26 protein-coding genes, 2 tRNA genes and 1 pseudogene are annotated in these 21,858 nt (G+C 41.5%); 21 read left to right on the top strand and 8 right to left on the bottom strand.

Features of this window, described 5'->3' with window-relative positions; translation table 11 throughout:
• The first annotated feature begins 53 nt into the window (after positions 1-53).
• The 3 genes from VFC49_RS04890 to speD all read left to right on the top strand — a co-directional run bounded on the left by VFC49_RS04890 (position 54) and on the right by speD (position 2,309).
• Complete coding sequence (locus tag VFC49_RS04890) at positions 54-1,190, top strand: cation:proton antiporter (protein ID WP_324736408.1); 1,137 nt, start codon at positions 54-56, stop codon at positions 1,188-1,190.
• A gap of 225 nt (positions 1,191-1,415) precedes the next feature.
• Positions 1,416-1,889, top strand: a complete 474-nt coding sequence (locus VFC49_RS04885; protein ID WP_324736407.1) for a pyruvoyl-dependent arginine decarboxylase — start codon at positions 1,416-1,418, stop codon at positions 1,887-1,889.
• Positions 1,890-1,934: 45 nt separating this feature from the next.
• A complete protein-coding gene (gene speD, locus VFC49_RS04880) occupies positions 1,935-2,309 on the top strand; it encodes an adenosylmethionine decarboxylase (RefSeq protein ID WP_013467617.1) in 375 nt (124 codons plus the stop codon).
• On the opposite strand, the gene VFC49_RS04875 is transcribed toward speD, so the two are convergent.
• Entirely contained in the window at positions 2,306-2,797 is a 492-nt protein-coding gene (locus VFC49_RS04875) for a hypothetical protein (RefSeq protein ID WP_324736406.1), read from the bottom strand. The two genes, speD and VFC49_RS04875, sit on opposite strands and share 4 nt — an antisense overlap.
• 108 nt (positions 2,798-2,905) lie before the next feature.
• Here VFC49_RS04875 and speE point away from each other — a divergent pair, with 108 nt between their 5' ends.
• Positions 2,906-3,742 (top strand): polyamine aminopropyltransferase, encoded by an 837-nt coding sequence (gene speE, locus VFC49_RS04870; protein WP_324736405.1) that lies wholly within the window; start codon positions 2,906-2,908, stop codon positions 3,740-3,742.
• Here the strand turns inward: speE and VFC49_RS04865 are convergent.
• Positions 3,739-4,062: a helix-turn-helix domain-containing protein gene (locus VFC49_RS04865; RefSeq protein WP_324736404.1), complete on the bottom strand. Its 324-nt coding sequence runs from the start codon at positions 4,060-4,062 to the stop codon at positions 3,739-3,741. The two genes, speE and VFC49_RS04865, sit on opposite strands and share 4 nt — an antisense overlap.
• 91 nt (positions 4,063-4,153) lie before the next feature.
• Here VFC49_RS04865 and VFC49_RS04860 point away from each other — a divergent pair, with 91 nt between their 5' ends.
• From VFC49_RS04860 to VFC49_RS04810, 11 genes and pseudogenes are all read left to right on the top strand, one after another.
• Positions 4,154-4,948 (top strand): UbiA prenyltransferase family protein, encoded by a 795-nt coding sequence (locus VFC49_RS04860; protein WP_324736403.1) that lies wholly within the window; start codon positions 4,154-4,156, stop codon positions 4,946-4,948.
• Position 4,949: 1 nt separating this feature from the next.
• Positions 4,950-5,855 carry a lysylphosphatidylglycerol synthase transmembrane domain-containing protein gene (locus tag VFC49_RS04855; protein ID WP_324736402.1) on the top strand — a complete coding sequence of 302 codons (906 nt, stop codon included), beginning with the start codon at positions 4,950-4,952 and terminating at the stop codon, positions 5,853-5,855.
• A complete protein-coding gene (locus VFC49_RS04850) occupies positions 5,852-6,988 on the top strand; it encodes a glycosyltransferase family 4 protein (protein WP_324736401.1) in 1,137 nt (378 codons plus the stop codon). Before VFC49_RS04855 ends, VFC49_RS04850 begins: the two co-directional genes overlap by 4 nt.
• An 11-nt stretch (positions 6,989-6,999) precedes the next feature.
• Entirely contained in the window at positions 7,000-7,710 is a 711-nt protein-coding gene (locus tag VFC49_RS04845; RefSeq protein ID WP_324736400.1) for a creatininase family protein, read from the top strand.
• 11 nt (positions 7,711-7,721) lie between these two features.
• Entirely contained in the window at positions 7,722-8,375 is a 654-nt protein-coding gene (locus tag VFC49_RS04840) for a hypothetical protein (protein WP_324736399.1), read from the top strand.
• A gap of 44 nt (positions 8,376-8,419) precedes the next feature.
• Complete coding sequence (locus VFC49_RS04835) at positions 8,420-9,229, top strand: hypothetical protein (RefSeq protein WP_324736398.1); 810 nt, start codon at positions 8,420-8,422, stop codon at positions 9,227-9,229.
• A 2-nt stretch (positions 9,230-9,231) separates the two neighbouring features.
• The gene (locus VFC49_RS04830; RefSeq protein ID WP_324736397.1) at positions 9,232-9,972 is read left to right on the top strand and encodes an ATPase; all 741 of its coding nucleotides are present in this window, start codon (positions 9,232-9,234) and stop codon (positions 9,970-9,972) included.
• 97 nt (positions 9,973-10,069) lie between these two features.
• Positions 10,070-10,375 (top strand): annotated as a pseudogene (locus VFC49_RS04825) (metal-sulfur cluster assembly factor); the annotation flags it as partial.
• Between the two features lie 181 nt (positions 10,376-10,556).
• Positions 10,557-10,763 carry a ferredoxin gene (locus VFC49_RS04820; protein WP_324736642.1) on the top strand — a complete coding sequence of 69 codons (207 nt, stop codon included), beginning with the start codon at positions 10,557-10,559 and terminating at the stop codon, positions 10,761-10,763.
• 132 nt (positions 10,764-10,895) lie between these two features.
• Positions 10,896-11,102, top strand: a complete 207-nt coding sequence (locus VFC49_RS04815; protein ID WP_324736641.1) for a ferredoxin — start codon at positions 10,896-10,898, stop codon at positions 11,100-11,102.
• 353 nt (positions 11,103-11,455) lie between these two features.
• Complete coding sequence (locus VFC49_RS04810; RefSeq protein ID WP_013467603.1) at positions 11,456-11,638, top strand: ferredoxin; 183 nt, start codon at positions 11,456-11,458, stop codon at positions 11,636-11,638.
• A 51-nt stretch (positions 11,639-11,689) separates the two neighbouring features.
• On the opposite strand, the gene VFC49_RS04805 is transcribed toward VFC49_RS04810, so the two are convergent.
• Entirely contained in the window at positions 11,690-12,862 is a 1,173-nt protein-coding gene (locus tag VFC49_RS04805) for a nicotinate phosphoribosyltransferase (RefSeq protein WP_324736396.1), read from the bottom strand.
• A 112-nt stretch (positions 12,863-12,974) separates the two neighbouring features.
• Here VFC49_RS04805 and VFC49_RS04800 point away from each other — a divergent pair, with 112 nt between their 5' ends.
• Positions 12,975-13,427, top strand: a complete 453-nt coding sequence (locus tag VFC49_RS04800; protein WP_324736395.1) for a flavodoxin domain-containing protein — start codon at positions 12,975-12,977, stop codon at positions 13,425-13,427.
• On the opposite strand, the gene VFC49_RS04795 is transcribed toward VFC49_RS04800, so the two are convergent.
• From VFC49_RS04795 to VFC49_RS04785, 3 genes are all read right to left on the bottom strand, one after another.
• Positions 13,417-14,319 (bottom strand): hypothetical protein, encoded by a 903-nt coding sequence (locus VFC49_RS04795; protein ID WP_324736394.1) that lies wholly within the window; start codon positions 14,317-14,319, stop codon positions 13,417-13,419. The genes VFC49_RS04800 and VFC49_RS04795 overlap by 11 nt on opposite strands.
• A gap of 61 nt (positions 14,320-14,380) precedes the next feature.
• Entirely contained in the window at positions 14,381-16,198 is a 1,818-nt protein-coding gene (locus VFC49_RS04790; RefSeq protein ID WP_056934097.1) for an aldehyde ferredoxin oxidoreductase family protein, read from the bottom strand.
• A gap of 226 nt (positions 16,199-16,424) precedes the next feature.
• Positions 16,425-17,543: a tungsten cofactor oxidoreductase radical SAM maturase gene (locus VFC49_RS04785; protein ID WP_324736640.1), complete on the bottom strand. Its 1,119-nt coding sequence runs from the start codon at positions 17,541-17,543 to the stop codon at positions 16,425-16,427.
• A 113-nt stretch (positions 17,544-17,656) separates the two neighbouring features.
• Between VFC49_RS04785 and VFC49_RS04780 the strand changes: the two genes are divergently transcribed.
• The 5 genes from VFC49_RS04780 to VFC49_RS04760 all read left to right on the top strand — a co-directional run bounded on the left by VFC49_RS04780 (position 17,657) and on the right by VFC49_RS04760 (position 19,818).
• Positions 17,657-17,734, top strand: a tRNA-Arg gene (locus VFC49_RS04780).
• A gap of 19 nt (positions 17,735-17,753) precedes the next feature.
• Positions 17,754-18,554: a diphthine synthase gene (gene dph5, locus VFC49_RS04775; protein ID WP_324736393.1), complete on the top strand. Its 801-nt coding sequence runs from the start codon at positions 17,754-17,756 to the stop codon at positions 18,552-18,554.
• 42 nt (positions 18,555-18,596) lie between these two features.
• Positions 18,597-18,674: transfer RNA gene (locus VFC49_RS04770), tRNA-Val, on the top strand.
• Between the two features lie 233 nt (positions 18,675-18,907).
• Entirely contained in the window at positions 18,908-19,456 is a 549-nt protein-coding gene (locus tag VFC49_RS04765; RefSeq protein WP_324736392.1) for an HNH endonuclease signature motif containing protein, read from the top strand.
• A 218-nt stretch (positions 19,457-19,674) separates the two neighbouring features.
• Complete coding sequence (locus VFC49_RS04760) at positions 19,675-19,818, top strand: C2H2-type zinc finger protein (RefSeq protein ID WP_324736391.1); 144 nt, start codon at positions 19,675-19,677, stop codon at positions 19,816-19,818.
• Between the two features lie 100 nt (positions 19,819-19,918).
• Here the strand turns inward: VFC49_RS04760 and VFC49_RS04755 are convergent, their stop codons facing one another.
• The gene (locus VFC49_RS04755) at positions 19,919-20,932 is read right to left on the bottom strand and encodes a cell wall-binding repeat-containing protein (protein ID WP_324736639.1); all 1,014 of its coding nucleotides are present in this window, start codon (positions 20,930-20,932) and stop codon (positions 19,919-19,921) included.
• A 46-nt stretch (positions 20,933-20,978) separates the two neighbouring features.
• A complete protein-coding gene (locus VFC49_RS04750; RefSeq protein WP_324736390.1) occupies positions 20,979-21,656 on the bottom strand; it encodes a metal-dependent hydrolase in 678 nt (225 codons plus the stop codon).
• Positions 21,657-21,858: the final 202 nt, after the last annotated feature.

Raw genomic sequence — 21,858 nt, 5'->3', positions numbered from 1 at the left:
AAATTTTCCGAAAATTTTTAAATAATGTTCTCTATAACTAAAGGGGGATTCGCGTGGATGTTATAGGGTATGTTTTTATAATCATTGCAGTGGCAAGGATTTTGGCTGAAATTTTTGAGAGATTAGGGTATCCGGGATTTCTCGGTGAAATAAGTGCAGGATTGTTACTTGGAGTGCTTTTAAAGAATCTTCCAAGGGAAGAAATGGTTCTCCTTGCAGAGCTGGGCATATTTTTTCTTATGATCTATGCGGGCCTTGAGCTAACTCCTGAGGAGATTCATCTTGGAGGGAAGAAGAGCCTGCCGATGTACATTGTGACGTATGTAGTGATGCTATTTCTAACTCTGCCATTCACAAACTACCGTTTTTCTACGGACAATCTTATAGTGGCATCGATACTTGCCGTTGCATCCGCACCAATTGTAATAAGATTTACGAGATTCTTTGGTCACGATTTTCTCCATGTTGCACTTTCATATGCCGTTATAAGTGAAGTTGGAAGTCTTGTTATTCTTTACCTCTTGATAAATTTTGAGCTCCACCATTTAAGCTATATGGAACTGTTTTTTGAGTTTGTTAAGGACATAGTGTTCTTGGGAACCGTGCTTGGACTAAACTATTTTATTGGGATTCAGCATAAAGTCTGGATAATACGAGCGTTGAGAAGATTGAAAAGCGATGAGGCTGTTTTTGGAATAGTCATGATTCTCGCAACATCTCTTGCATTAATAAGCGAACAGATAGGTCTTCACTTTAGCATTGGAGCATTTCTGGTAGGTTTAATTCTCCATAGTGATCTTGTGGGAACAAAACAGTACGAAAGGCTTTACACCATAATATCCGGGGTTACATACGGGATATTTGCACCAATTTTCTTCGCTTGGAGAGGAATAAACTTTGAAACAGAGTTCTCTCTTGAGGTTGTATACTTCTTTGTGGTGATTTACTTGGTTAGGGTTCTTCTTACGACAGTTCTCGTCTGGGAGCATGACCTCAAGACATCCTTAGCAAGAGGAGCAGGAATTGCCAGTTTTGGTGTTTTGGGACTTTTAGTTGGAGAAATTGGATATACCTATGGAGTTTTAAGCCAGCACATGTATGCACTTGCATCCCTTGCCAGCATAATGGGTATTTTTGTCTCGGCGACAATTGGTAGGATTATCTCCCATATAAACAATAAAGAAACGTGAGGATGAAAACTGATTTTTGAAGGTTTGTTTTTGTTTTTAACTGCTTATTTTAGACCATTTTTGGAGTGATCGGTTATTAATTGGTTATTTCAAATTCTGCCTGAAAGCGAAATGCTTATAAGCAAACCATCAAGTATGGTTTAATTGAACTTAAAATTTTCCAGTAATTTTTATTAAAATTGGAATTGAGTTGTTAATAATAGTCAAAATTGGGGGTAAAGAGAGATGAGCTGGACAACTCCAAAAAAAGCGATTATGCTTGCTGCGAGTGCTGAAGGTGGGACCAAGCTGAATGCCTTTGATAATGCCCTGCTTAAAATGGGGATTGGAAATGTTAATCTTGTAAAGCTCAGCAGTGTTATTCCATCGCATATAGAGTGGATTGAAAAAGTCCCAGAGATCCCAATTGGAATGCTCCTTCCTACAGTCTATGCTCACATCGAGAGTGATGAACCCGGTACGACAATAAGTGCAGCGTTGGGTGTTGGAATAAGTGAGGGGAACCAAGGAGGGCTCATATATGAGTACAGCGGATACTGCACAAAAGAGGAGGCAACAGAGATGGTCAAGAGAATGGTGGAAGAGGGCTTTAGAACCAGAGGGTGGAAACTTAAGGAATTCAAAGTAGCAGCAGCAGAAATAACGGTGAAGAATAAGCCTGCCGCCGCTGTTGCCGCTGTGGTTATGTTCCCTTACTGATCCAGGTGTGAGGAGGTGAAGCGGGAATGGAGGGGGGTGAGTGTGATGACCCAAGTCACTGTGGACAACCCAATTGGAATGCATGTTGTCTTGGATTTATACGAATGCGATCCACAAATCTTGGACGATATAGAGAGGATAGAAGAAATCTTGACTAAGGCGGCTGAGATAGCTAATGCCACAATTATAGATAAGCGCTTTCATAAGTTTTCTCCCCAGGGCGTTTCTGGCGTCGTTGTGGTTTCTGAAAGCCACATTGCAATTCATACATGGCCAGAGCACGGTTACGCGGCAGTTGATGTTTATACCTGTGGGGATCACACGATGCCATTAAAGGCAAGTGAGTATATAATTAGGGCACTCAAATGCAAAAGACCGACAATTGTTAAACTTGATAGAGGTTTGCTTTTTGAGGATTAAATCTTTTTTACCTCTATTATCTTGGTTTCTTCCCCTACAACCTTCATGGTTATTGTGTATCTGTTTCCCCTTTTAGATGCCCATACTGTGATATAGGTTCCTTCAGATGTGTTCTGAGAATGCATCCACAGAATTTCGAACCCCATTCTTTTTAAAGCTCTCCGTGGGTTTCCCTTTATTACACTTCCAGGTTTGATTTCTTGTTGTAGCCTCTTGTTAGATATAAGGGATATAACATCCATGTACACCTTATATGGCCGAGTATCCCTTACCGGACAAATAAACATAAGAGTCTCGTTTTCTTCTATTGAGAATTCTTCTATTTTCTCCTCAATCACAGAAACTGCTAAATGAACTTCCCATTTACCGTTAACCTTTTTTATCTCCCCTATCAAATATGGTGTTCCATATCTCCCAAGCTCTTCAAGCTCATTTTTAAGTTCCTTTATTGCCTTGAATAACTGCTTTCGAAAGCTTATTTCTGTCATTGTTGCTCACTTATATCTTTACAAGAAGGAGAGATTTATAATCTTAACCTTGATCGTTGTCATTAACTTTAAAACTAAACCCCAAGATATGTTATCAGGTGAGTTCAGATGCATTTCATAGAATGGTACCCAAGAGGTTACGGAGTTGCATTCAAAATCAAGGAGAAACTGTTTGAGACCCAGAGCTCATATCAGAGAATTGAGATTTATGAAACTGAAGGATTTGGGAAGCTTCTGGTTTTGGAAGGAACAGTTCAGCTTGTGGAGCAGGGAGAAGAGAGCTATCATGAGCCGCTCGTTCATCCCGTAATGCTCGCTCATCCCAATCCAAGGAAAGTTCTTATCATTGGAGGTGGCGATGGGGGAACCTTGAGAGAGGTCTTAAAGCACAGAACTGTTGAAAAAGCCATTATGGTTGAAATCGACGAAATGGTTGTTGAGATTTCAAAGATTTATCTCGGCATTGATAGGGGAGCATTTGACGACCCAAGGGCAGAGGTTGTCATTGGTGATGGAGTTGAGTACATCAAAAGGACAGGAGAAAAGTTTGATGTGATAATAATTGATTCAACTGATCCAGTTGGGCCAGCAAAACAGCTCTTCAGCGAAGAGTTTTACAGACATGCGTACGAAGTGCTGAATTCTGAAGGAATACTAATAACTCAATCAGGTAGCGTTTATCTCTTTACAAATGAACTTTTGGATGCCTACAGTGCCATGAAGAGAGTGTTTGATAGGGTTTATTATTTCAGTTTTCCAGTTATAGGTTATGCCTCCCCGTGGAGCTTCTTAGTTGGGATTAAAGGCAGCATTGACTTTGAGAAAATAGATGTGAATAGGGCAAAAGAGCTTGAGCTTGTTTATTATGACCCAGAAAGGCATGAAACCCTGTTCCAAATGCCAAAATATGTTAAAGAGCTTCTTGAAGGAAAGCTCAAGCTTTAGACCATCCTATTAGCTTCTTTTTTAAGACTTTTTATCAGCTCTTCCATTTTAGAAAGGAGAGAATCAAGAGCCTCATTCGGAGCCTTTGATTTGTATAGGTATCCAATCCATCCCCTGTTTATAAGCTCTCTTTCCACCAGTCCAAGCTCAAGGAGATGCTGAAGCTTTTCCCTGACGATTCTTTCAGACAAATTGAGCTTTTTCGCTATTTGTCTTGGTGTCAACTGCTCTCTTAGGAGGAGGGAATATATCCTAATTTCCGAGCGAGTAAGTTTGAATTTTTCAAGTGTGCTTGTGAAGGCTTTCAGCACATCCTCCATTTTAATCCCTATGAAGCTTTTTGTTCATACCTATTCACAATTTAGTGGAAATACTTATAAACATTTTTGGGGCATGTCTGATGGTGAGAGTATGTTACGAGCCATGATAAAAAACACCAGAATAATTGATGGCAAATCATTCGTGGGAATGGGATTGCTTGGATTGGTGATGAGCTTCAAGTATAATCCTGACTTCAAAGATGCTGTATTGGTTTTAATATCCCTGATTCTGTATGTTGCTTATGCCTTTGCCATCAATAACTGTTTCGATGTAGACACCGATTTAGTGAATCCTCAGAAGAGAGATAAAAACCCAATTGCCAGTGGAGAGCTTACCTTTAAAAATGGGGTCATATCTTCAGCTGTAATTGGGCTTTTGGGGATATTATTTGCGACTTTCCTTGGATATGGGGAACTCATAATCTATGTTTCAATGGTGATATTAGCTACCCTTTACTCAGTACCGCCGAGACTCAAGGCGCAGCCCATTTTGGATGTAGTGTCTCATGGGGTATTCTTCGGGGCAATGCCGTTTTTTTATGGTGCATATTTCGATGGTATTTTAACAAAGTATGAAATTGTAATAGGCTCTGCTCTGCTATTTTATTCGTTTGCGATGGAGCTGAGAAATCATCTTGAAGATTATGAAAGTGATTTAGCGGCAAATCTAAAAACAACCCCAATTGTCATTGGCAAAACTTTATCAGAAAAGCTTGTTGTGGTATTTTCAGGTATTTCAATAGCCCTGCTCTTAGCTGCCCTAAATATTCCCTTTGGAGCACTTGGAATCATGATTGTGGGCGTTAGGGCAAATTACAAAGCCCTTGATGCAGTTGTAATTTTTCTTTTAGCTCTGCATGCTTTAAGGACATTACTGGGTGCGTGATATGAATAAAAGCAGGCTGTTTACTCTAATTGCTCTCTTAATTTCACTCGCATACCTATACAAAAACATCAATGTCAGTGAGCTTGGGTCAGCTCTAAAAGCTGCTTCTCTCAGGTATCTTCTCATAGCATTTGTGCTCTCGGTTTTTACTCTGCTTCTATCTTCTCTTAGATGGTACTTGTTTTTAAGGGAGGTTCAAGGAACGAATTTTAAGAAAACCCTTAAAGCTTTCTTGAGTGGTTATTACCTAGTGACTATCCTTCCCCCAAGTGTGGGTCATATGGCAAAAGTTAAACTCGTTGGGGGAGATTATTTCAAGGCTCTCTCTTCTCTTGTAATTGGGCTGAGCACAGAATTTTTGGTAGTTCTTTCATTTGCACTTATTTTTGTTGGCTTTACAAAGCTTGGAATTTTGGGATTGATTCTTATTTTGGTTGCTCTCATTTATGAGAAGGGTATATACCAAGTTCTTGATTCCCTGCTGAAGTTTTGGGAAGGTGTCGGACTTAAAGGATTAGTCCTGACTCTGAGAAGTTATTTAGAGCGGATACATATGGGATGGAGTGAAGCAAAAGAGAACAGAGTGGTTCTTCTAATATCTTTTCTGCTCTCTGCAGTGATAATTTTCCTCCAGGTTTTTGGTATTATCACAGTTGGAAAAGCGTTCAATTTAGAAATTTCAGTGAAGCAGGCTTTATATGGGTTCCTGATGAGCGTCCTCTTTGCTTCCGTCAGCGGCATTCCCGCAGGCTTTGGAGCAAATGAGTTTGGGCTTGTTCTTGGAATCGGCGCTTCCACTAAGGCAACAATAACCGCATTTATTTATAAATTTCTTTTTCAGTACATGTATTCGATAATAGGCGCAGTGGTGTTTTATGGGGCTTTAAGTGAAGGTGGTAAAAAATGAAGATAGCCCTTGTTAGCGATTGGTATTATCCAAAAATCGGTGGCGTTGCAAGCCATATGCACCATCTGGCATTAAAGCTTAGAGAAATGGGACATGAGGTTGCGATTATTACAAACAACAGAGAGACAGGCAGAGAAGAGGAATTAACAAAGAAAGGAATTGAACTTATAAAAATTCCCGGTGTAGTAAGTCCAATTCTTGAGGTGAATATCTCATACAGTCTAAAATCAACAAGGGAGCTCAATGAATTTCTAAAAGAGTTTGACGTTGTTCACTCCCATCATGCATTTACACCACTGGCATTAAAAGCGGCAAAGGCTGGGAGAAAGATGGGAAAGGCGACAATACTGACAACCCATACCATCTCCTTTGCCCATGAATCAAAGCTCTGGGAGGCTTTGGGCTTAACGTTCCCTATGTTCAGCAGTTATCTGAAGTATCCCCATAAGATAATTGCAGTTAGCAAGGCTGCCAAAGCCTTTATAGAGCATTTCACGGATACTCCAATAGAGATCATCCCAAACGGCGTTGATGATAAGCTTTTTACCCCAAAATGGGATAAAGAGAGGATTAAAGCTGAATTTGGGATTGATAACAAGGTTGTGCTGTATGTAAGCAGGATGAGCTACCGGAAGGGTCCCCACGTTCTTCTCAATGCCTTCTCGGAAATTGAAGATGCAACTTTGGTCATGGTGGGCTCTGGGGAGATGCTTCCTTTCTTAAGAGCACAAGCAAAGTTCTTGAGGATTGAAGATAGGGTTAGGTTTTTGGGATACGTGGATAGCAAGATGTTACCAAAGATTTTTGGGATGGCAGATGTTTTTGTTCTTCCCTCAATAACAGCTGAGGCATTTGGAATTGTGATCTTGGAGGCAATGGCATCGGGTTTGCCGGTTATCGCAACAGATGTGGGAGGAATTCCTGAAATTGTGAGAGAGAGTGAAAGTGGGCTTTTGGTACCTCCGGGTAATGAACTTGAGCTGAGAAAAGCAATTCAAAAGCTTCTCCTTGATGATAGTCTTAGAGAATGGTTTGGGAATAACGGGAGGAGAGCTGTAGAGGAAAGGTATTCCTGGGACAAGATTGCAAAGCAGATGGAAAAAACTTATGAGGATATTCTGTCAAAAATCTGAGGGGGAGGAAAATGCACATGGAAAATTTGACATGGGATGAATTTGATGAGATCAAGAAGAAAATCGACACTGTAATTCTGCCGATTGGGAGTGTTGAGGCTCATGGAAAGCATTTGCCTCTTGGCACTGATGTCTTTGCTCCAGTTGAAATAGCAAAGAGGGTTGAAGCTAAGCTGAGGGAGAAAGGAAAAGAAGTCCTAATTGCACCTCCAATCTGGTATGGGCATAGTTTTGTTCTTGATGTCTTTCCAGGAACTATAAACGTTAAAGCAGACACCCTGAGGAGATACGTTAGAGACGTTATGGCAGAATTTGCAGAAGAGGGTTTCAGAAAAATCATCTTGCTGAATGGGCATGGTGGGAATTACTATCCGCTTGTTGAAGCTGCTGAAGAAGTTGCCGGGAGACACAATGTTGAAGTGTGGCTGATAAACTGGTGGATTGACTTTAGGGAAGACATTTTGAGCATATGCTCTTCTCAAGGTCACGCTGGAGAAGACGAGACATCCGTTATTCTGGCAATAAAGCCGGAACTGGTCAAAATGGAAAAGGCCGAAGGTGAAAAGAGAACTTCGAAAGTCAGAAAAATCAGAAAGGATATAGCCCTTGAACTGTTTCCAAATGGCGTAAATGATGATCCAAGAGGTGCAACAAAAGAGAAGGGTGAGGCAATTTTAGAGGTTGTCAGCAAAAAAATTGCCCGCTTCATCTTGGAAGATTGAGATGAGGGAACATGGAGGAAGTATTTGAAGAAATAGAAAAAAGGATAAAGAGGCTGGAAGCTGAGATTGAACTGGCAGAACAGAGGTTAAAATTACTTGAAGAAACAGGAGCAGCCCATAAATATAGGATCTGGGAGAAAAGAAAGGACTATTCTGAGTACTACCTAATTTTAATTGCATTATGGTTAGTTGTTGGTATGATGTTTTTATATTACATTAAAAGCCGGTATGCTCAGAGGATACCCCTTTCCCTCACCCCATACGTGGTTCTCGTTGTTATATTGATCTCCTTCCCTTTAGGCTACCTCATTTGGAAATCTATGCACAGGGAGGCTATTGAAAGCCCATTGGATTATCTTCATAAAAGGGAAAAAAGTGCACGCATTGTTCTGAATGAATTCTATCTCCCTTTAAAGGAAGCTCTAAAAAAGCAAGACAAGGAAAGGCTTCGTCTTCTTGCAGATACCCTGCTCACGAATCTGAGCTTGGCGGAAGCAATAGAGAATATAAATGAAGGAAATCCAAAAATAATGGCGTATGCTCTTTATCTGTATATTAGCAGGGATAAATACCCCAATCTTAAAGATGACATAGAGGAAGCAGTGGCTCTTTTAAGAAACAAGCCGTTAAAAGCTCTGATGATGTCTCTCCTTGAGAAAAGTTGAGAAACTTTATAACCAGATATTCTGGAGTACCTTTGGGGATACAAATGAGATTTGAAGTCTTGAGTAAGAACGATATGATCGAACTTTCAAAGGAGCTTAGCAAAGCTGGGATTATGAACAAAACAAAAGAAGAACTTGGGTGGGAAATCCAGCATTTTATCATGATCAAAGGAAGGTACTCCGAGCTGGTTGTAAAAAGCGAAGGTTTTGATGTGATTGATGAAAAGCTTGGTGAGATTCAGCAGTCTTTTGAAATGCTTATGCAAAAGTGGCAGGTTGGAGATGAAAAGAAAATTGATGAGCTGTTTGACGAGGTTGACATAAACAGGCTTGTAGTGCTGTCAGCGCTGATTGAAGGAGGGTATGTTGTTGGAGAAGAAAAATTAAAGCTTACCAAAAAACCCAAGCTTGATGATTTGGTTATTGAGCTGAGGTTCCCGATAGATGAAGTTGAGGAATTTTTGGATGAGCTTGAGGAGAAGATGAATGCAAAGCTCATAACAGAGTTCACGTTTGTAAAGAGATACTATGTTGAGGTTCTTGAAGTTGAGAAGGAGTTGATCCAAGAGGCGCTTGAGATAGCAGAGAAATATGCAACTGAAGAGTCTTTAGTGGATGCAATGTTTGTAGGAGTTGCAAAATCAGCATTGGCAGAGATAATTCTTGAGATGGTTAAGAGGAAGAACAGAAAAAACGAGCTTATTGAGGCCCTGCTTGAAAGGGAGCCAATTCCAATAGAAGGAAGGAGAGAGAAGGTAAACATTTACTTTGACGAAGAAGCTCTGGAGGATCTCCTTAAAGAGTTGCAAAGTTTGGGGTACATCAAGGTCAAGGGCAACAGAATCTGGTGGTGACCTTGCTTAAAGTTGTTGGAAATGATTTTGTAAGACGTTATAGACTACAGCAATCTCTTGAAGCCCTTGAGAGGGTTAAAGGAATAATTGGTGAACAAACCTATGAACGATTAAAGGCATTAGTTGAGTATAGGCTCTTTGGCAAGGACTTTGATAGAGCCCCTATCAATGAAAAAATAGCTGTAGCATTTTCTGCTGGTAGTGACAGTACGGCAACAGTGAAGATTCTTAGATGGGCTGGCTTTGATGTTGTTCCAGTTATGGTGAAGCTGCCTCAAATAAGAGAGCCTGTTCTTTGGAATGCTCAGTCGTATGGTGCTGTTTTTGTTGAAATCCCAGATTACATGGAAAAAATAAGCAAACAGATCGAGAAAGGTGCTCCAATTTGTGGTAAATGTCACTCAATGATAATGGCGGCTGTTGAGGAGTACGCAATTAAGGAGGAAATTAAAATAGTTGCTTCTGGAGATTTGCTGAGCGTGGGGAGCATCTCAATATATCCAAAGGGAAAAGTTGTCAGGCTAAATCTTCCTGCCTTTCTTGCTATGGATAAAAAAGAAGCCATAGCTATCCTTGGGAGGAAGTATGCCCTCGGATTCGGATGTTCGCTATGGAAATCTGCTGCTCGTAAGTCACCAGTTTTGAAAAAATTTGCCATTCAAAGAGTCCTGAGGGAGCTAAGAGCGGGAGCCATTGACGATGAGATTGCGAGAAAGCTTATATTAGATATACTTCAAAAATAAACAAGCATTACTCAAAAATGACCCAAAAGGTTTAAATTTGTTATCTAAAAGGAAAGTTTAGGTGAAGAAAATGGACGAAGAGAAGAAAGTTGAAGAGGTAAAGCTCAGCAAAGAAGTTATATTGGAGAAGCTTAAGGAAGTTGTGGATCCCGAAATAGGGATTGACGTCGTTAATTTAGGATTGATATATGAGCTGGAAATAAGGCCTGACAATACCGTGTATGTTAAGATGACCATGACAACACCAGGCTGTCCTCTGACCATGTGGCTTTTAAAAGCCGTTGAAGAGAAAATACTCGAAATCCCAGGAGTTAAGGATGCTGAAATTGAGCTCACCTTTGATCCTCCATGGTCACCGGAAAGAATAAGCGAAGAATATAAGAAGAAGCTCGGACTTATTTGACTTTTATTCAATTTTTTGCTTTTTATCTGGTATTATTAATATTTAAACCATGATAAAAATAAAGGTTTTATTTGTCATTTATTTCACTTTTCTTATTACTTTTATCAAGATATTGTTACTTTTGGAAAAGTTAACGAAAGGTTTATAACAAAAGGTTTATGTAAAAATCTTGGTGATTGCAATGTCCAGATGGAAGATCTGGATTGATAGAGAACTTTGTGTTGGGGACGCAGTTTGTGTCAGCTTTTGTCCAGAGGTTTTTCAGCTTGATGAAGACGGGAAAGCTATTGTTTTAAAGGAGATAATAGATGAAAGCCTCTATAATTGCGTAAAGGAAGCTGTTGACGCCTGCACTGCTGCCTGCATATATATGGAGCAGATAGATTGAACGCTTTTCTTTTTACATGTTTTAGTTCAACACTGATAGAATCCCCTACATAAGCAATATTAGCGTCTTAGATTCTACATTACAAACAAAAGGTTTATATCTAAAGGTTTGTAATATTCCTTGGTGATGCCAATGGCCAAGTGGAAGGTTTGGGTTGATAGAGATGTATGTATTGGGGATGCCATCTGTGCAAGCCTCTGTCCAGACGTTTTTGAAATGGACGATGAAGGAAAGAGCTTTGCAAAGGTTGAAATCATAGGAGAGGATCTCATAGACTGTGTCAACGAGGCAGCTGAAGCCTGTCCAGTCAGCTGTATCCATGTTGAACAAATTGAGTGAACTCTGGATTGTATTTTAAGTTTTTAATTTCAATATTTTTTAAGTTTTTAATGCTATTTTGATCCTTCATAAAAATGTGAGAACTTTCCCTATAGTCACAATGTCGACGTCGTGTCCCCTGCAACTTTTTTCAAGCCACTAAATCACTAAACATGGATAAAGTGTTTTTGCCTTCTTCTCGATTTAAGTAAATCCTTTGACAGTTTGTTTCGTGGCAATGTTAGTATTACAAAGTTAAAGTCTTAACTACCGGAGAGACCTGCTAATAAGTAGTTATACACCTTTGGTTGGAAAAACTCTTTTAAGCCCATATTTCCCTCTTTCTCTTGGAAACTGCTTTGGAGGTGCCAAAAATGAAGGTTAAGCTCGATAAGGACACATGCATTGGGTGTGGAGTTTGTGCAAGCATCTGTCCAGACGTTTTTGAAATGGACGACGATGGAAAGGCAAAGGTCATTATGGAAGAGACAGACCTTGAGTGTGCAAAAGAGGCAGCTGAGAGCTGCCCAACAGGATCAATTACCATCGAGGAGTGATTTCTTTTTTATTTTCTTCATATCTAAAAACAGAAGAGAAGGGTAAGAATTCTATTCTAAGCTGAGATTGAATCTTCTTGCTTGTTCAAGCACATATTCCCTTATTTCCCTGGCTTTTGGAAGTTCAGCAACAATTTCACCGTTTTCAATGAGAGGCTTTAAGAGCGGTTCCACTTTTGCCCCACATGTTGGGCAGCGTTCGAGCTTCTTTTCGACTGGGACTCTATGGTAGTGTCCGTTTTTACAGCGGTAAACCTGCTTCCTTCCGCTCAACTTGCCCCTCTTTGTCACTGGCTTTCCTTCTATCTCCACTATGTCAAGTGAGAAATCGACAGGCTTTGCTGAAGCTATTGAGCCGCCTACCCCGAAGGCATCAGCAACATCGACAAGCTCTTTTATGCTTTCTTCATCAAGCCCACCGCTGAGGAAAATCTTAACATGGCTATACCCTCTTAAGTCAAGCTCCCAGCGAACCTCTTCTACTATCTTTCTAAAGTTTCCTCTTCTTGAGCTTGGAGTGTCTAATCGGACAGCAAACAACCTCTCACCCAGCGCCTCAGCCGCCATTAACGCCTCGAACTTCTCGTCGCAGAAGGTATCAACCAACGCGGTTCTCGGGACCTCTGGTTCAACAACTTCATCAAAATATTTCCATGCCTTTACTTGATCTCCAACTGTCAGAATTAGGGCATGGGGCATTGTCCCAACGGGCTTTTCGCCCATCATCTCAGCTCCCAGAACGCCGGAAACACCGTCGCAGCCGCCTATGAACGCCGAGCGGTCAATCATTGGAGCTATAGCAGGATGCATGTGTCTTATTCCAAAGGAATAGACGGGCTTGAATTTTGCTGCTATTTTTATCCTCAATGCTGCAGTGGCTATTCCGCTTGCCTGACTTAGCATCCCCAACAAAGCGGTTTCATAAATCCCAAATTCCTCGTAGTAACCCTCAATCTGCATAACTGGCTCGTATGGATGGAATATAGTTCCTTCGGGCATGGAATAAACGTTCACCGGCAACCCTTCTAAGAGCTTGGCAACCTCTTCAACTCCAGCCAAAACTCCCCACTTCCAGCCCTTCGGAAGAGAAGTTGTTGAGACATCTGCAAGAACTTTCTTATGGATGCCTTTTGCCTCAAGTATCTTCTTTGTCCGAATGAAGTAAACATCGGTAGTTTTTCCGGCTTTGATGTCATCTTCATGGGCAATGTAAAAGCTCTTCATTTTCTCACCTCCGATGCTTTAACTTTTACATTAGGCAAATTTAGGGTTTTTGGTTATGGGCATAACAAGATAGTTATACCCTTGATTTCATTTTTATAGTTGAGGAAAGGAAATGAAGGTCTGTATTATCTATGACACAAAAAGGGGCTCAACTGAGATTATAGCCAGCTGGATGGGGGAAGCGATAAAGGATGTGTGCGACGTTAGACTCATGCACATTGGTGAGGTAAATACGTTAAAAGACTGTGACCTAATTGTAATTGGAAGCCCCATATACTATGAACGTCCATTGAAGAGCGTTCTTGAGTTTTTGAAGCAGCATCAAGAGGAACTTAGAAACAAGAGGATTGCTGTTTTTGTGGTCTGCATAGCAGAGATTTTTGGACATGCCGGTAGAGCTTATGCCGAAAAGCGCTATGTTGGGGCTTTGATTAAAAGGGTCCCGGGAAAGATCATTGGGACAGCTGTTATCAAAGGATGGATTAGAAAGCCTGATTTTTCCCAAAAGGTGGTGGTTCAAAATTGGATTAAGGAGCTTCTCAAAAATTTAGGTGTTAGATCCTGAAGGGCAAATCTGCATCTTCTCCCTTCTCGATTTTGTGAAGCTCTTTTCTGTAGGCTTCCAGTGGTTTATCTTCTCCTTTGAGGAAGCGTGCAAAAGTTAAAGGTTCTTTCTCAAGCTGGGCAAAGAATTCGGGGTAGCGTTTGTCTCTGATCAAGTGATGATCAAGGATTATCTGGGCGTTGGTTTCCTTTATAATCTCATTTAGGTTCTTTAAGCCCGTATTCCAGGCGTCTTTGACTCTGTATCCCTCTAAATACGTTGGAGGACCCCCAGTAATTAAAATGTCTGGCATCTGCTTTATTATCCACTCCACGGCTTTTCTATTTAAAAGCTGAATATCGCTTGCGTGAACCAATCTCTTCGTTCCATCATCAATCATGACCATGATAACAAAGCCGAGCTTAGTTCCTTCACTCCCATGAGGAACCGCTGGAGAGAACTCCATTATAAAATCTCCAAAATCAAAGAACTTCCCATCCGCATATTCAATCTTTTTAGCAATCTTTTCAGCCTCTTTAAGAAAATTCCAAGCTCTTTTCCGCTGGCTGAAGTTTATGTTTTCCTTTGGATGTTTAATTAACAAGATTCTCCCCTTATAAATCTCCCTTGCTTTTTCTGGGGATGAGCTCTCATAGATTCCCTCAAAGAAGGGCGTGTGATGGTCATAATGGTAATGAGAAATTGTAACTATATCCGCTTTTTTGGCATAGGATTGGAGTTTTTTCCTCGCTTTCATCAGCGCCTCGAGCTCAGCTTTTGCTGGAGGTAAAGAGTAGCGCTTGGGTCCCAAGGCTACACCTGGATCGATCAAAATTCCAGTTTTATCAATTTTAACATAAGTTGCCAAACTCCTTACTCCCAAGCTCTCAGAGGCTAAGGGGACGATTTTCATAAGATCACCAAGAAAAGAACTGCAGAGGAAAATAAAAAGGCAACGGTGGAAAAGGGAAAAATCAAGCAACCTCTTCAAGTCCAAGCTCCTTGATCTTCTCCTCTGGAACCTTACCTTCCTCGGTCCATCCTCTGAGTGCGTAGTATCTCGGAAGCATCTCCTTGAGCCTGACGACATGTCCCTTGTTTGGTCCTGCTTTGACGGGCTCTTCAAGAAGTCTCTTTGGCAGTGTGTCCTCTTTGAGTGGATCAAGTCCAGCTTTGAGGTTGAAGAGTCTCTCTGCATTCCAGATCCTCTCACCGATCTTGAGGTACTCTTCGGTTGTGAAGTCCCAGCCAAGGGCTGCATTGAGCATGTCTCTGTAGTCGTCTGCACCAAGTCCAAAGGTCGTGAATACACAGAGCCCAGCAGCGTCAATTAATGCCGTCAGGTCTTGGAAGAGAATGACCATCTTTATCTTTTCGTCGCTTATGTCGTGTGGATCCATCTTGTACGGGTATCCAAGGATTTCTGGGCTGATCATGTAGTTCTTAATGTGACACCCTCCTCTGTTGTTTGTGGCGTATGCCAATCCATGACCTTCGGCACCTCTTGGATCATATGCAGGCAGTTCTTGCTTTTTAACGCCCATGAAGTACTCAACACCATTGTACATCTCAGCAAGCCTGTATCCACCTTCTGCAAGCTTGTCACCAAATCCTTTTCTGAATGTCAGTTTTTCAATGTAGTAGTGCAGAACTTCTGTGTTTCCGAACCTAAGCGGTGGAGCATCGCCTAAGTCTTCAGGCTTTATGAGACCTTTTTCGTAAAGCTCCATTGCCGTCGCTAAGGTACCACCTGTTGAGATTGTGTCAAGACCGTACTCGTCACAGAGATGGTTTGCTATTACTATGCTTGCAAGATCGTTTATTCCAAGGTTAGCTCCAAGTGCCCAGATGCTCTCGTACTCTGGCCCCTCGGTTTCTCCAAGAGCTGGATGGTAAGTTACCCTTCCACATCCAATGGGACATGCAAAACACGGCTTGTTTCTCTTGAGATACTTAGCAGCCAATGCCTCACCGCTCTGCTCCTCTGCGTACTCGAACTGGCTGTCTTGGAAGTTTCTTGTTGGGTACAGTCCATTTGAGTTGATTATATTGACCAGAACAGCCGTTCCGTACTTTGGCAGTCCCCCACCTGCAACTGGATCCTTCTTGAGCTTCTCAATCTTCTCCTTGACAACACTTGTGAACTTCTGCCTGTCAGCGACCTCAACTCTCTTGTGACCTCTCACAACCACTGCCTTGAGGTTCTTTGATCCCATTACAGCTCCTACTCCTCCTCTACCTGCCGCTCTATGTCCATTGTTCATCACAGCTGCGAATCTGACCAAGTTTTCACCAGCTGGTCCAATTGATGCTATCTGCACCCTCTTGTCGCCAACCTCCTCCATGAGAATCTTCTCTGTCTCACTGACAACTTTGCCCCATATATGTGAAGCATCCCTGAGCTCAACTTGGTCGTCATTTATGTAGAGATACACAGGATGGTCTGCTTTTCCTTCGAATATTATGGCATCCCATCCAGCAAACTTGAGCTCTGCACCGAAGAATCCACCAGAGTTTGCCATTGCAATGTATCCTGTTAGAGGACTCTTCGTAATAACCATGTATCTGCCGCCTGTTGGGGCTGTAGTTCCTGTTAATGGACCCGTTGCAAAGATCAATTTGTTCTCCGGGCTGAATGGCTCAGCCTTGGGGTCCATCTCTTTAAGGAGGAAATAGATACCAAATCCTCTTGTTCCGAGCCACTTCTTTGCAAAGTTTTCATCGATCTTCTCTTCGCTGATTTTCCCTGTGGTCAGGTTTACCCTCAAAATCTTTCCTTGGTATCCGAACATCTTTGGAACCTCCCGAATGCTCTCAGAATAATTTTAGATATTTTACGGCTAATAAACTTGACGAAAGCAAAATTATTATCAACATTAGCAAACGTTAAATATACATATTTGCACATATGAACATTGATGTATAAAAATTTGAGAAATTGCAAAAATGACGGCTTTTATTTTCATGTACACTGATGCTTAGCATGACGTAGCTTCCTTGGCAATACTAAAAATCGAATCACCAGAATCCTTTTATTCCCTTCTCGGGTATTGGGCACACCACTATCCTTCTTGCCCACAAACAGTCACCGCAGCTTGGTGTGTTTCCCCAGCAGTCTGCGTTTGTGTCTTCGACAAAACTGCATGAATCTGCAAGCTGACAGTCTGTACATGAGGGATAAATGGAATTTTTGACAATAAATCTAAACCAAGTGTAATCTCTGCTCGTCCATATCTCTTTGAGAGGTTTTTGCTTAACATTCCCAAAGGAATATGCATAAACCTTCTTTTCCCTGCCAAAAATTATCTCCGGATACGTGTGAAGGAAACGATAGCATGGGGCAACTTCTCCATCCCATCTTACCACTGCAACTTTCTTTTCAATGAAGTCACAGTGTCTTTCAGTCCTAAGTTCAAACTCTGGAAGCTTGAGGAGGAAATGCTTGTATGCTTTTGCATGGAGCTCATCAATGTAGTGCTGCATATCAACGCTTCCATCGTAAACTATTTGGTCTGCTTGATGTTTCTCAATCGGAATTATGTTAGAAAACAGCAGAACATCAATACCCAGTTCTCCAAGGTAGTCCGCTATCTCAGCCATTTGCCAGTAGTTTTCCTTCGTCACAACGACTTCAACTCCAATATGGGGGAAGTCTTTCTTTTGACGCCTTTTTTCTTCAACTATCTTCTTTATTCTATCCACAGCTACACTCGGCATTATATGCCCAATTCGGGTTTCCTGAGTGGGTATTGTGTCAAGTGAGATGTATATCAAATCAGTTTCCAGCTCCACAAGCTCTTTGATGACTTTATCTGTAAGCAGAAAGCCGTTAGTGGACATTCCCAACGCATAACCTCTTTTTTTAACCTCCCTTACCATATCCATGAAACGTGGATGTACTGTTGGCTCTCCAATGCCGCCGAAGTATATCATTTCAAGTTCCGGAAAATCTTCTGCATCATCAAGGATCTTTAAAAAGAGGCTGTAGTCCATGTCGCCCTCTTCATCTTCCCAGTACTGCTTAAAACACATTTTACATCTTAGATTACATCGGTTTGTTATTTCAATATAGAGGTACTTTAAATCGGGTTCTTTTGGAATTAAAATCAGACTGTTATCAAAGGTAAACCTGTGCATATTGTCTTCCATATTGCATCACTGAATAGAAAAAAGATTCATTTGAATATATAAACTTTGGGCAGCAAATTTGACCCTTAGATTTTTAAGCTGAAACTAATAACTTGTGCTGAGGGCCCGTAGCTTAGTCTGGATAGAGCGCCGGCCCCCGGAGCCGGAGGTCGCGGGTTCGAATCCCGCCGGGCCCGCCAGCATTTTGTGGTGATCGTAATGGCGATCTACTTCATAGGGCTTGGATTGTACGATGAAAAGGATATTACGCTCAAGGGTCTTGAGATAGCGAGAAAATGTGATTTGATCTTTGCAGAATTTTACACATCTCTGCTTGCAGGAACAAAAATCGAGAAAATCGAGAAGCTGATTGGAAAGCCGATCAAAGTTCTAAATAGGGAGGAGGTAGAACTGCATTTTGAAAGAATTGTCCTAAATGAGGCTAAAACCAGAGATGTGGCATTTTTAACAGCGGGTGATCCAATGGTGGCAACAACGCATGCCGATTTAAGAATCAGGGCAAAGCAGATGGGAATTGAAAGCTATGTAATCCATGCCCCCTCCATTTATTCGGCTGTTTCCATTACGGGCTTGCAGATTTACAAGTTTGGTAAAAGCGCAACAGTTGCTTATCCAGAAAAGAACTGGTTTCCAACGAGCCACTATGACGTAATAAAGGAGAACAAGGAAAGGGGATTACACACATTGCTTTTCCTCGATATAAAAGCAGATCAAGGGAGATACATGACAGCGAACGAAGCGATGGACATTCTTCTCCAAGTTGAGGAGATGAAAAGACAGAATGTGTTTACGCCTGAAACTCTTGTGGTAGTCTTAGCGAGGGCCGGCTCGCTCAATCCTACGCTCAAAGCTGGCTACGTGAAGGACATGATAAAGGAGGACTTTGGAAAGCAGCCTCACATAATGGTTGTCCCAGGAAGGTTGCATATAGTCGAGAAAGAGTATCTCGTAGCATTCGCCGATGCTCCGGAAGAGATACTTGGGCGAAGAGATTTATAGCGAAAGCTTTATATTTTTCGTTCTGTTCATTATTGCCGGGAAGGGCCCGTGGTCTAGACTGGTTATGACGCCGCCCTCACAAGGCGGAGGTCCGGGGTTCAAGTCCCCGCGGGCCCACCAGAAATCGAGCAATCTGCGGATTATATCTTCATAAGCCCCACCTTTTCTGCCCGAGTTGGCGAATGACCTCCCCATTAGCTTTGTAGAGGTCTATATAGTAGTTTTTCATAGACTTTGTTTCAGTATAACGAAGACACAATTTCCTAACGAGGACATAACAGGAGAGTTTATACAGAACAGAGAATAGTAACATATATTAGGGATAAATGCAAACTTACAGTTTGGTGTTTCCTATGGATATATTTTGGTTCTTTGAACGTGATGAGGGAGAGCGTAAGAAGGCAGCCCGATCTTTGACCGATTCTCAAAAACGAGCCATAATGGAAGCTGTAGGCTTTAAATGTGAGGTATGTGGCAAAAAACTTCCCCCCTCTGCATTACATATTCACCATATTACTCCCGTAAGTGAAGGTGGAACAAACAGGGTGGACAACATTATCGTTGTCTGTGCTAATTGTCATAATCTGATACACAGAGCGAACAAATACCCACGAGAGAAATTGCGCAAAATAGCCCGAAATAGGAGTAAAAAAGTTAAGGAACAAATTAGACAAATCTTGAGTAGAAATAAATCTAAGAAATCCACCAAAAGCAAATCAAGAAGCCTCTTCGATGCAGAAATCTCTACATTTAGCATATCCAGTCTCCTTGGATCGTCTTCTTCTAAGAGAAAGGGTCATAGGAAGAAGGAAAAGAATCCTTTTGATATAGAAATTCCAACATGGGAGTTCGAGGATCCATTTTCTCCAAAATCTAAGAAACGTAAAAGAAAGAAACGTTAGCTTTCCGTTAATTCTCTGATTAATCCTAGTTTTCTTTTTATGCACTACTAGGAGTGGAGTTTCTGAATATTTCGATTTGACAGTATTCTGATTAGAGAATATCTCTTTGAGATAGGTATTTTGAATAGTACTCTAATTTTGATCAAACTTTGCGCAAGCAAAGTTTGTTAGTAAAGCTTAAAAATTGAGCCTAAAAATCAAAGCACGGGGGTGGAGAGATGGCGGTGTTGAAGGCAATAAAGGTCAGGGACAGAGACGGTGAGATATTTTTCAGATGCCCAAGATGTGGGATGGTATTTAAGAGGAGCAAGGATTATATCAAGCACATAAACAGGGCACACGGCCATCTCTTCAGAAAGTGAGTCCTTTTCTTAATATTTTATTGAGGGAAAAGCAAAAATCCAAAGGGGATGAGGAGACAGCCAGGACCCTGAGCTGTGATGAGCGGAGGGCTTATCCGACCTATTCTTTGAGATTTATTTCCTTTATCAGCTTTACTATGAATGTTTTTCCGATTTTTTCCCTCGTTACAAGCTGCTTCTTTTCAAGCTCTTGAACTATTCTGCTCACAGTAGGTCTTGAATATCCAGTCAGCTCTGGCAGATCCTCCTGTTTGACCTTTCCGCCTTTTTCAAGTATTGCCTTAACAACTATCCTCTCTTTTTCAGTTAAAACTTCAATTGGAACTCTGTTTGCTGCCCACTTTTTCTTTGCCCAATAGAGAATTATCGGAACTGCAATTGCGAGAGACAGCACAGCACCAATGACAACCCATGGGATTGGAGACTCTTTTTCGGGTTTTGAGACTGGAGGAGGTCCAATCTGGTGTCCAAGCCAGTAGGTTTCGTAACCCATCTCCTGCAGCCTTTTTTCAATTGTTTCGTTTAATCCGGTGCCGACCATAATAACTAATCTTGGATGGAGCTTCTTCAGCCCGATAATGGTAAACTCTGATAGATCGTTCTCCAAAGTTAAAAGCAGAGGAAGCTGATACTCCATTGCGAACTTTGCCGCAGCCAGTGCAGATCCATAATCCATTGCACTTGCCAAGACAACGGTGTTGCTTCCCTCTGGATAAAAAGCAACTGCTAACTTTTCTGCCGTTTCCGTTCTTACAGCTCCTCCAATCCTTGTAACACTAAAACCAAGGGAGAGAAGTTCATCCTCAACTTCTTTGCTTATAGCATTCGAGTTGCCCACTATAAGTATCTTCCTCCACCCAAGCTGTGCATAGGAATAAAGCTGGGCTTTTGTTTTATCATCAAGCATCTGGGGATCTACAGGTAAGATAGGAGCATTTATAAGCTTAGAATAGGGAAGAGCGACAATGTAGTCAATTAAATCATCATTCCTAACGATTATTAAATCGTACTGCTGCTTGTTTTCCTGTGCATTCACAGGAAGAAGAGTGAAGCTTACCAAGGACACTGCCAGCAATATGAGCAATGAAAGTGAAATCCAGACTTTATTCTTCAATCTTACCACCAGAATAAAGCTAAAAGAAAAGAGTTTAAAAGGTTTTTCAAAGCTCGAAGGTTTCTCCAGGCTTGAGGATTATAACCTCCGCTTTGTCTCCAATAAGCTTCTTAAATTCTTCTGGATCCTGAGCAATCGGCGGCCAGGTGTTGTAGTGCATTGGGATCACATATTTGGGCTTTAACAGTTCAACTGCCTTTGCCGCCTCTTTTGGTCCCATTGTAAAGTGTCCTCCGATTGGGAGTAAGGCAACATCAATTCCATAAAGCTCGGCGAACAGCTCCATGTCCTTAAAGACATAGGTATCTCCAGCATGGTAAATTGTTACGCCGTCAATGTCAATTATGAATCCACACGCATTGCCCACCATGAAGCCCTCCTCTGCCCCGCTTGAATGCCAGGCTGGGACTTGGACGATCTTAACTCCCTCTATTTCAGTTGGGCCGTAGTTCATCCCAATAGTCGTTATACCCTTGTTCCTTTCAACAAGGTAATTTGCTATGTCATACATTGCCACAATCTTTGCTCCAGTCTTCTGTGCGATTTTTACAGCATCGCCAACGTGGTCGCCATGCATATGGGTGACTAAGATTAAATCGACTTTGTCAAAATCTTCGGGTTTTACTGCTGCAGCAGGATTTCCTGTTAAGAACGGATCAATGAGAATTCTCTTGCTTCCTTCGATCTCAAATGCCGCATGCCCTAAAAACCTTATCTTCACCATCTTTACCACCTCCAGAAGCTACATTTGGAATAATAACAAAAGATTACTTAAATGTTTCGAAGAGGTTGCTACCCATCCCCGCTGAACTCAAGTTGAAATGTTAAATTTTGGGGTTTTGTTGTAATACAAGGTTCGTAGTTGAGACTTTACATATATTTGGACATTGGTGCTGCTTTTATCCCATTGACGACTATTTTCCTTT

The sequence above is a fragment of the Thermococcus sp. SY098 genome (assembly GCF_035621495.1).
Classification (GTDB): domain Archaea; phylum Methanobacteriota_B; class Thermococci; order Thermococcales; family Thermococcaceae; genus Thermococcus_B.
This window is presented reverse-complemented; position numbering and strand designations above follow the sequence as displayed.

Bases quoted from the DNA above. Each gene is read 5' to 3' on its own strand.
- VFC49_RS04885 (WP_324736407.1), top strand. From the start codon at position 1,416: ATGAGCTGGACAACTCCAAAAAAAGCGATTATGCTTGCTGCGAGTGCT.
- speD (WP_013467617.1), top strand. From the start codon at position 1,935: ATGACCCAAGTCACTGTGGACAACCCAATTGGAATGCATGTTGTCTTG.
- VFC49_RS04875 (WP_324736406.1), bottom strand. From the start codon at position 2,797: ATGACAGAAATAAGCTTTCGAAAGCAGTTATTCAAGGCAATAAAGGAA.
- speE (WP_324736405.1), top strand. From the start codon at position 2,906: ATGCATTTCATAGAATGGTACCCAAGAGGTTACGGAGTTGCATTCAAA.
- VFC49_RS04865 (WP_324736404.1), bottom strand. From the start codon at position 4,062: ATGGAGGATGTGCTGAAAGCCTTCACAAGCACACTTGAAAAATTCAAA.
- VFC49_RS04860 (WP_324736403.1), top strand. From the start codon at position 4,154: ATGTTACGAGCCATGATAAAAAACACCAGAATAATTGATGGCAAATCA.
- VFC49_RS04855 (WP_324736402.1), top strand. From the start codon at position 4,950: ATGAATAAAAGCAGGCTGTTTACTCTAATTGCTCTCTTAATTTCACTC.
- VFC49_RS04850 (WP_324736401.1), top strand. From the start codon at position 5,852: ATGAAGATAGCCCTTGTTAGCGATTGGTATTATCCAAAAATCGGTGGC.
- VFC49_RS04845 (WP_324736400.1), top strand. From the start codon at position 7,000: ATGCACATGGAAAATTTGACATGGGATGAATTTGATGAGATCAAGAAG.
- VFC49_RS04840 (WP_324736399.1), top strand. From the start codon at position 7,722: ATGGAGGAAGTATTTGAAGAAATAGAAAAAAGGATAAAGAGGCTGGAA.
- VFC49_RS04835 (WP_324736398.1), top strand. From the start codon at position 8,420: ATGAGATTTGAAGTCTTGAGTAAGAACGATATGATCGAACTTTCAAAG.
- VFC49_RS04820 (WP_324736642.1), top strand. From the start codon at position 10,557: ATGTCCAGATGGAAGATCTGGATTGATAGAGAACTTTGTGTTGGGGAC.
- VFC49_RS04815 (WP_324736641.1), top strand. From the start codon at position 10,896: ATGGCCAAGTGGAAGGTTTGGGTTGATAGAGATGTATGTATTGGGGAT.
- VFC49_RS04810 (WP_013467603.1), top strand. From the start codon at position 11,456: ATGAAGGTTAAGCTCGATAAGGACACATGCATTGGGTGTGGAGTTTGT.
- VFC49_RS04805 (WP_324736396.1), bottom strand. From the start codon at position 12,862: ATGAAGAGCTTTTACATTGCCCATGAAGATGACATCAAAGCCGGAAAA.
- VFC49_RS04800 (WP_324736395.1), top strand. From the start codon at position 12,975: ATGAAGGTCTGTATTATCTATGACACAAAAAGGGGCTCAACTGAGATT.
- VFC49_RS04795 (WP_324736394.1), bottom strand. From the start codon at position 14,319: ATGAAAATCGTCCCCTTAGCCTCTGAGAGCTTGGGAGTAAGGAGTTTG.
- VFC49_RS04790 (WP_056934097.1), bottom strand. From the start codon at position 16,198: ATGTTCGGATACCAAGGAAAGATTTTGAGGGTAAACCTGACCACAGGG.
- VFC49_RS04785 (WP_324736640.1), bottom strand. From the start codon at position 17,543: ATGCACAGGTTTACCTTTGATAACAGTCTGATTTTAATTCCAAAAGAA.
- dph5 (WP_324736393.1), top strand. From the start codon at position 17,754: ATGGCGATCTACTTCATAGGGCTTGGATTGTACGATGAAAAGGATATT.
- VFC49_RS04765 (WP_324736392.1), top strand. From the start codon at position 18,908: ATGGATATATTTTGGTTCTTTGAACGTGATGAGGGAGAGCGTAAGAAG.
- VFC49_RS04760 (WP_324736391.1), top strand. From the start codon at position 19,675: ATGGCGGTGTTGAAGGCAATAAAGGTCAGGGACAGAGACGGTGAGATA.
- VFC49_RS04750 (WP_324736390.1), bottom strand. From the start codon at position 21,656: ATGGTGAAGATAAGGTTTTTAGGGCATGCGGCATTTGAGATCGAAGGA.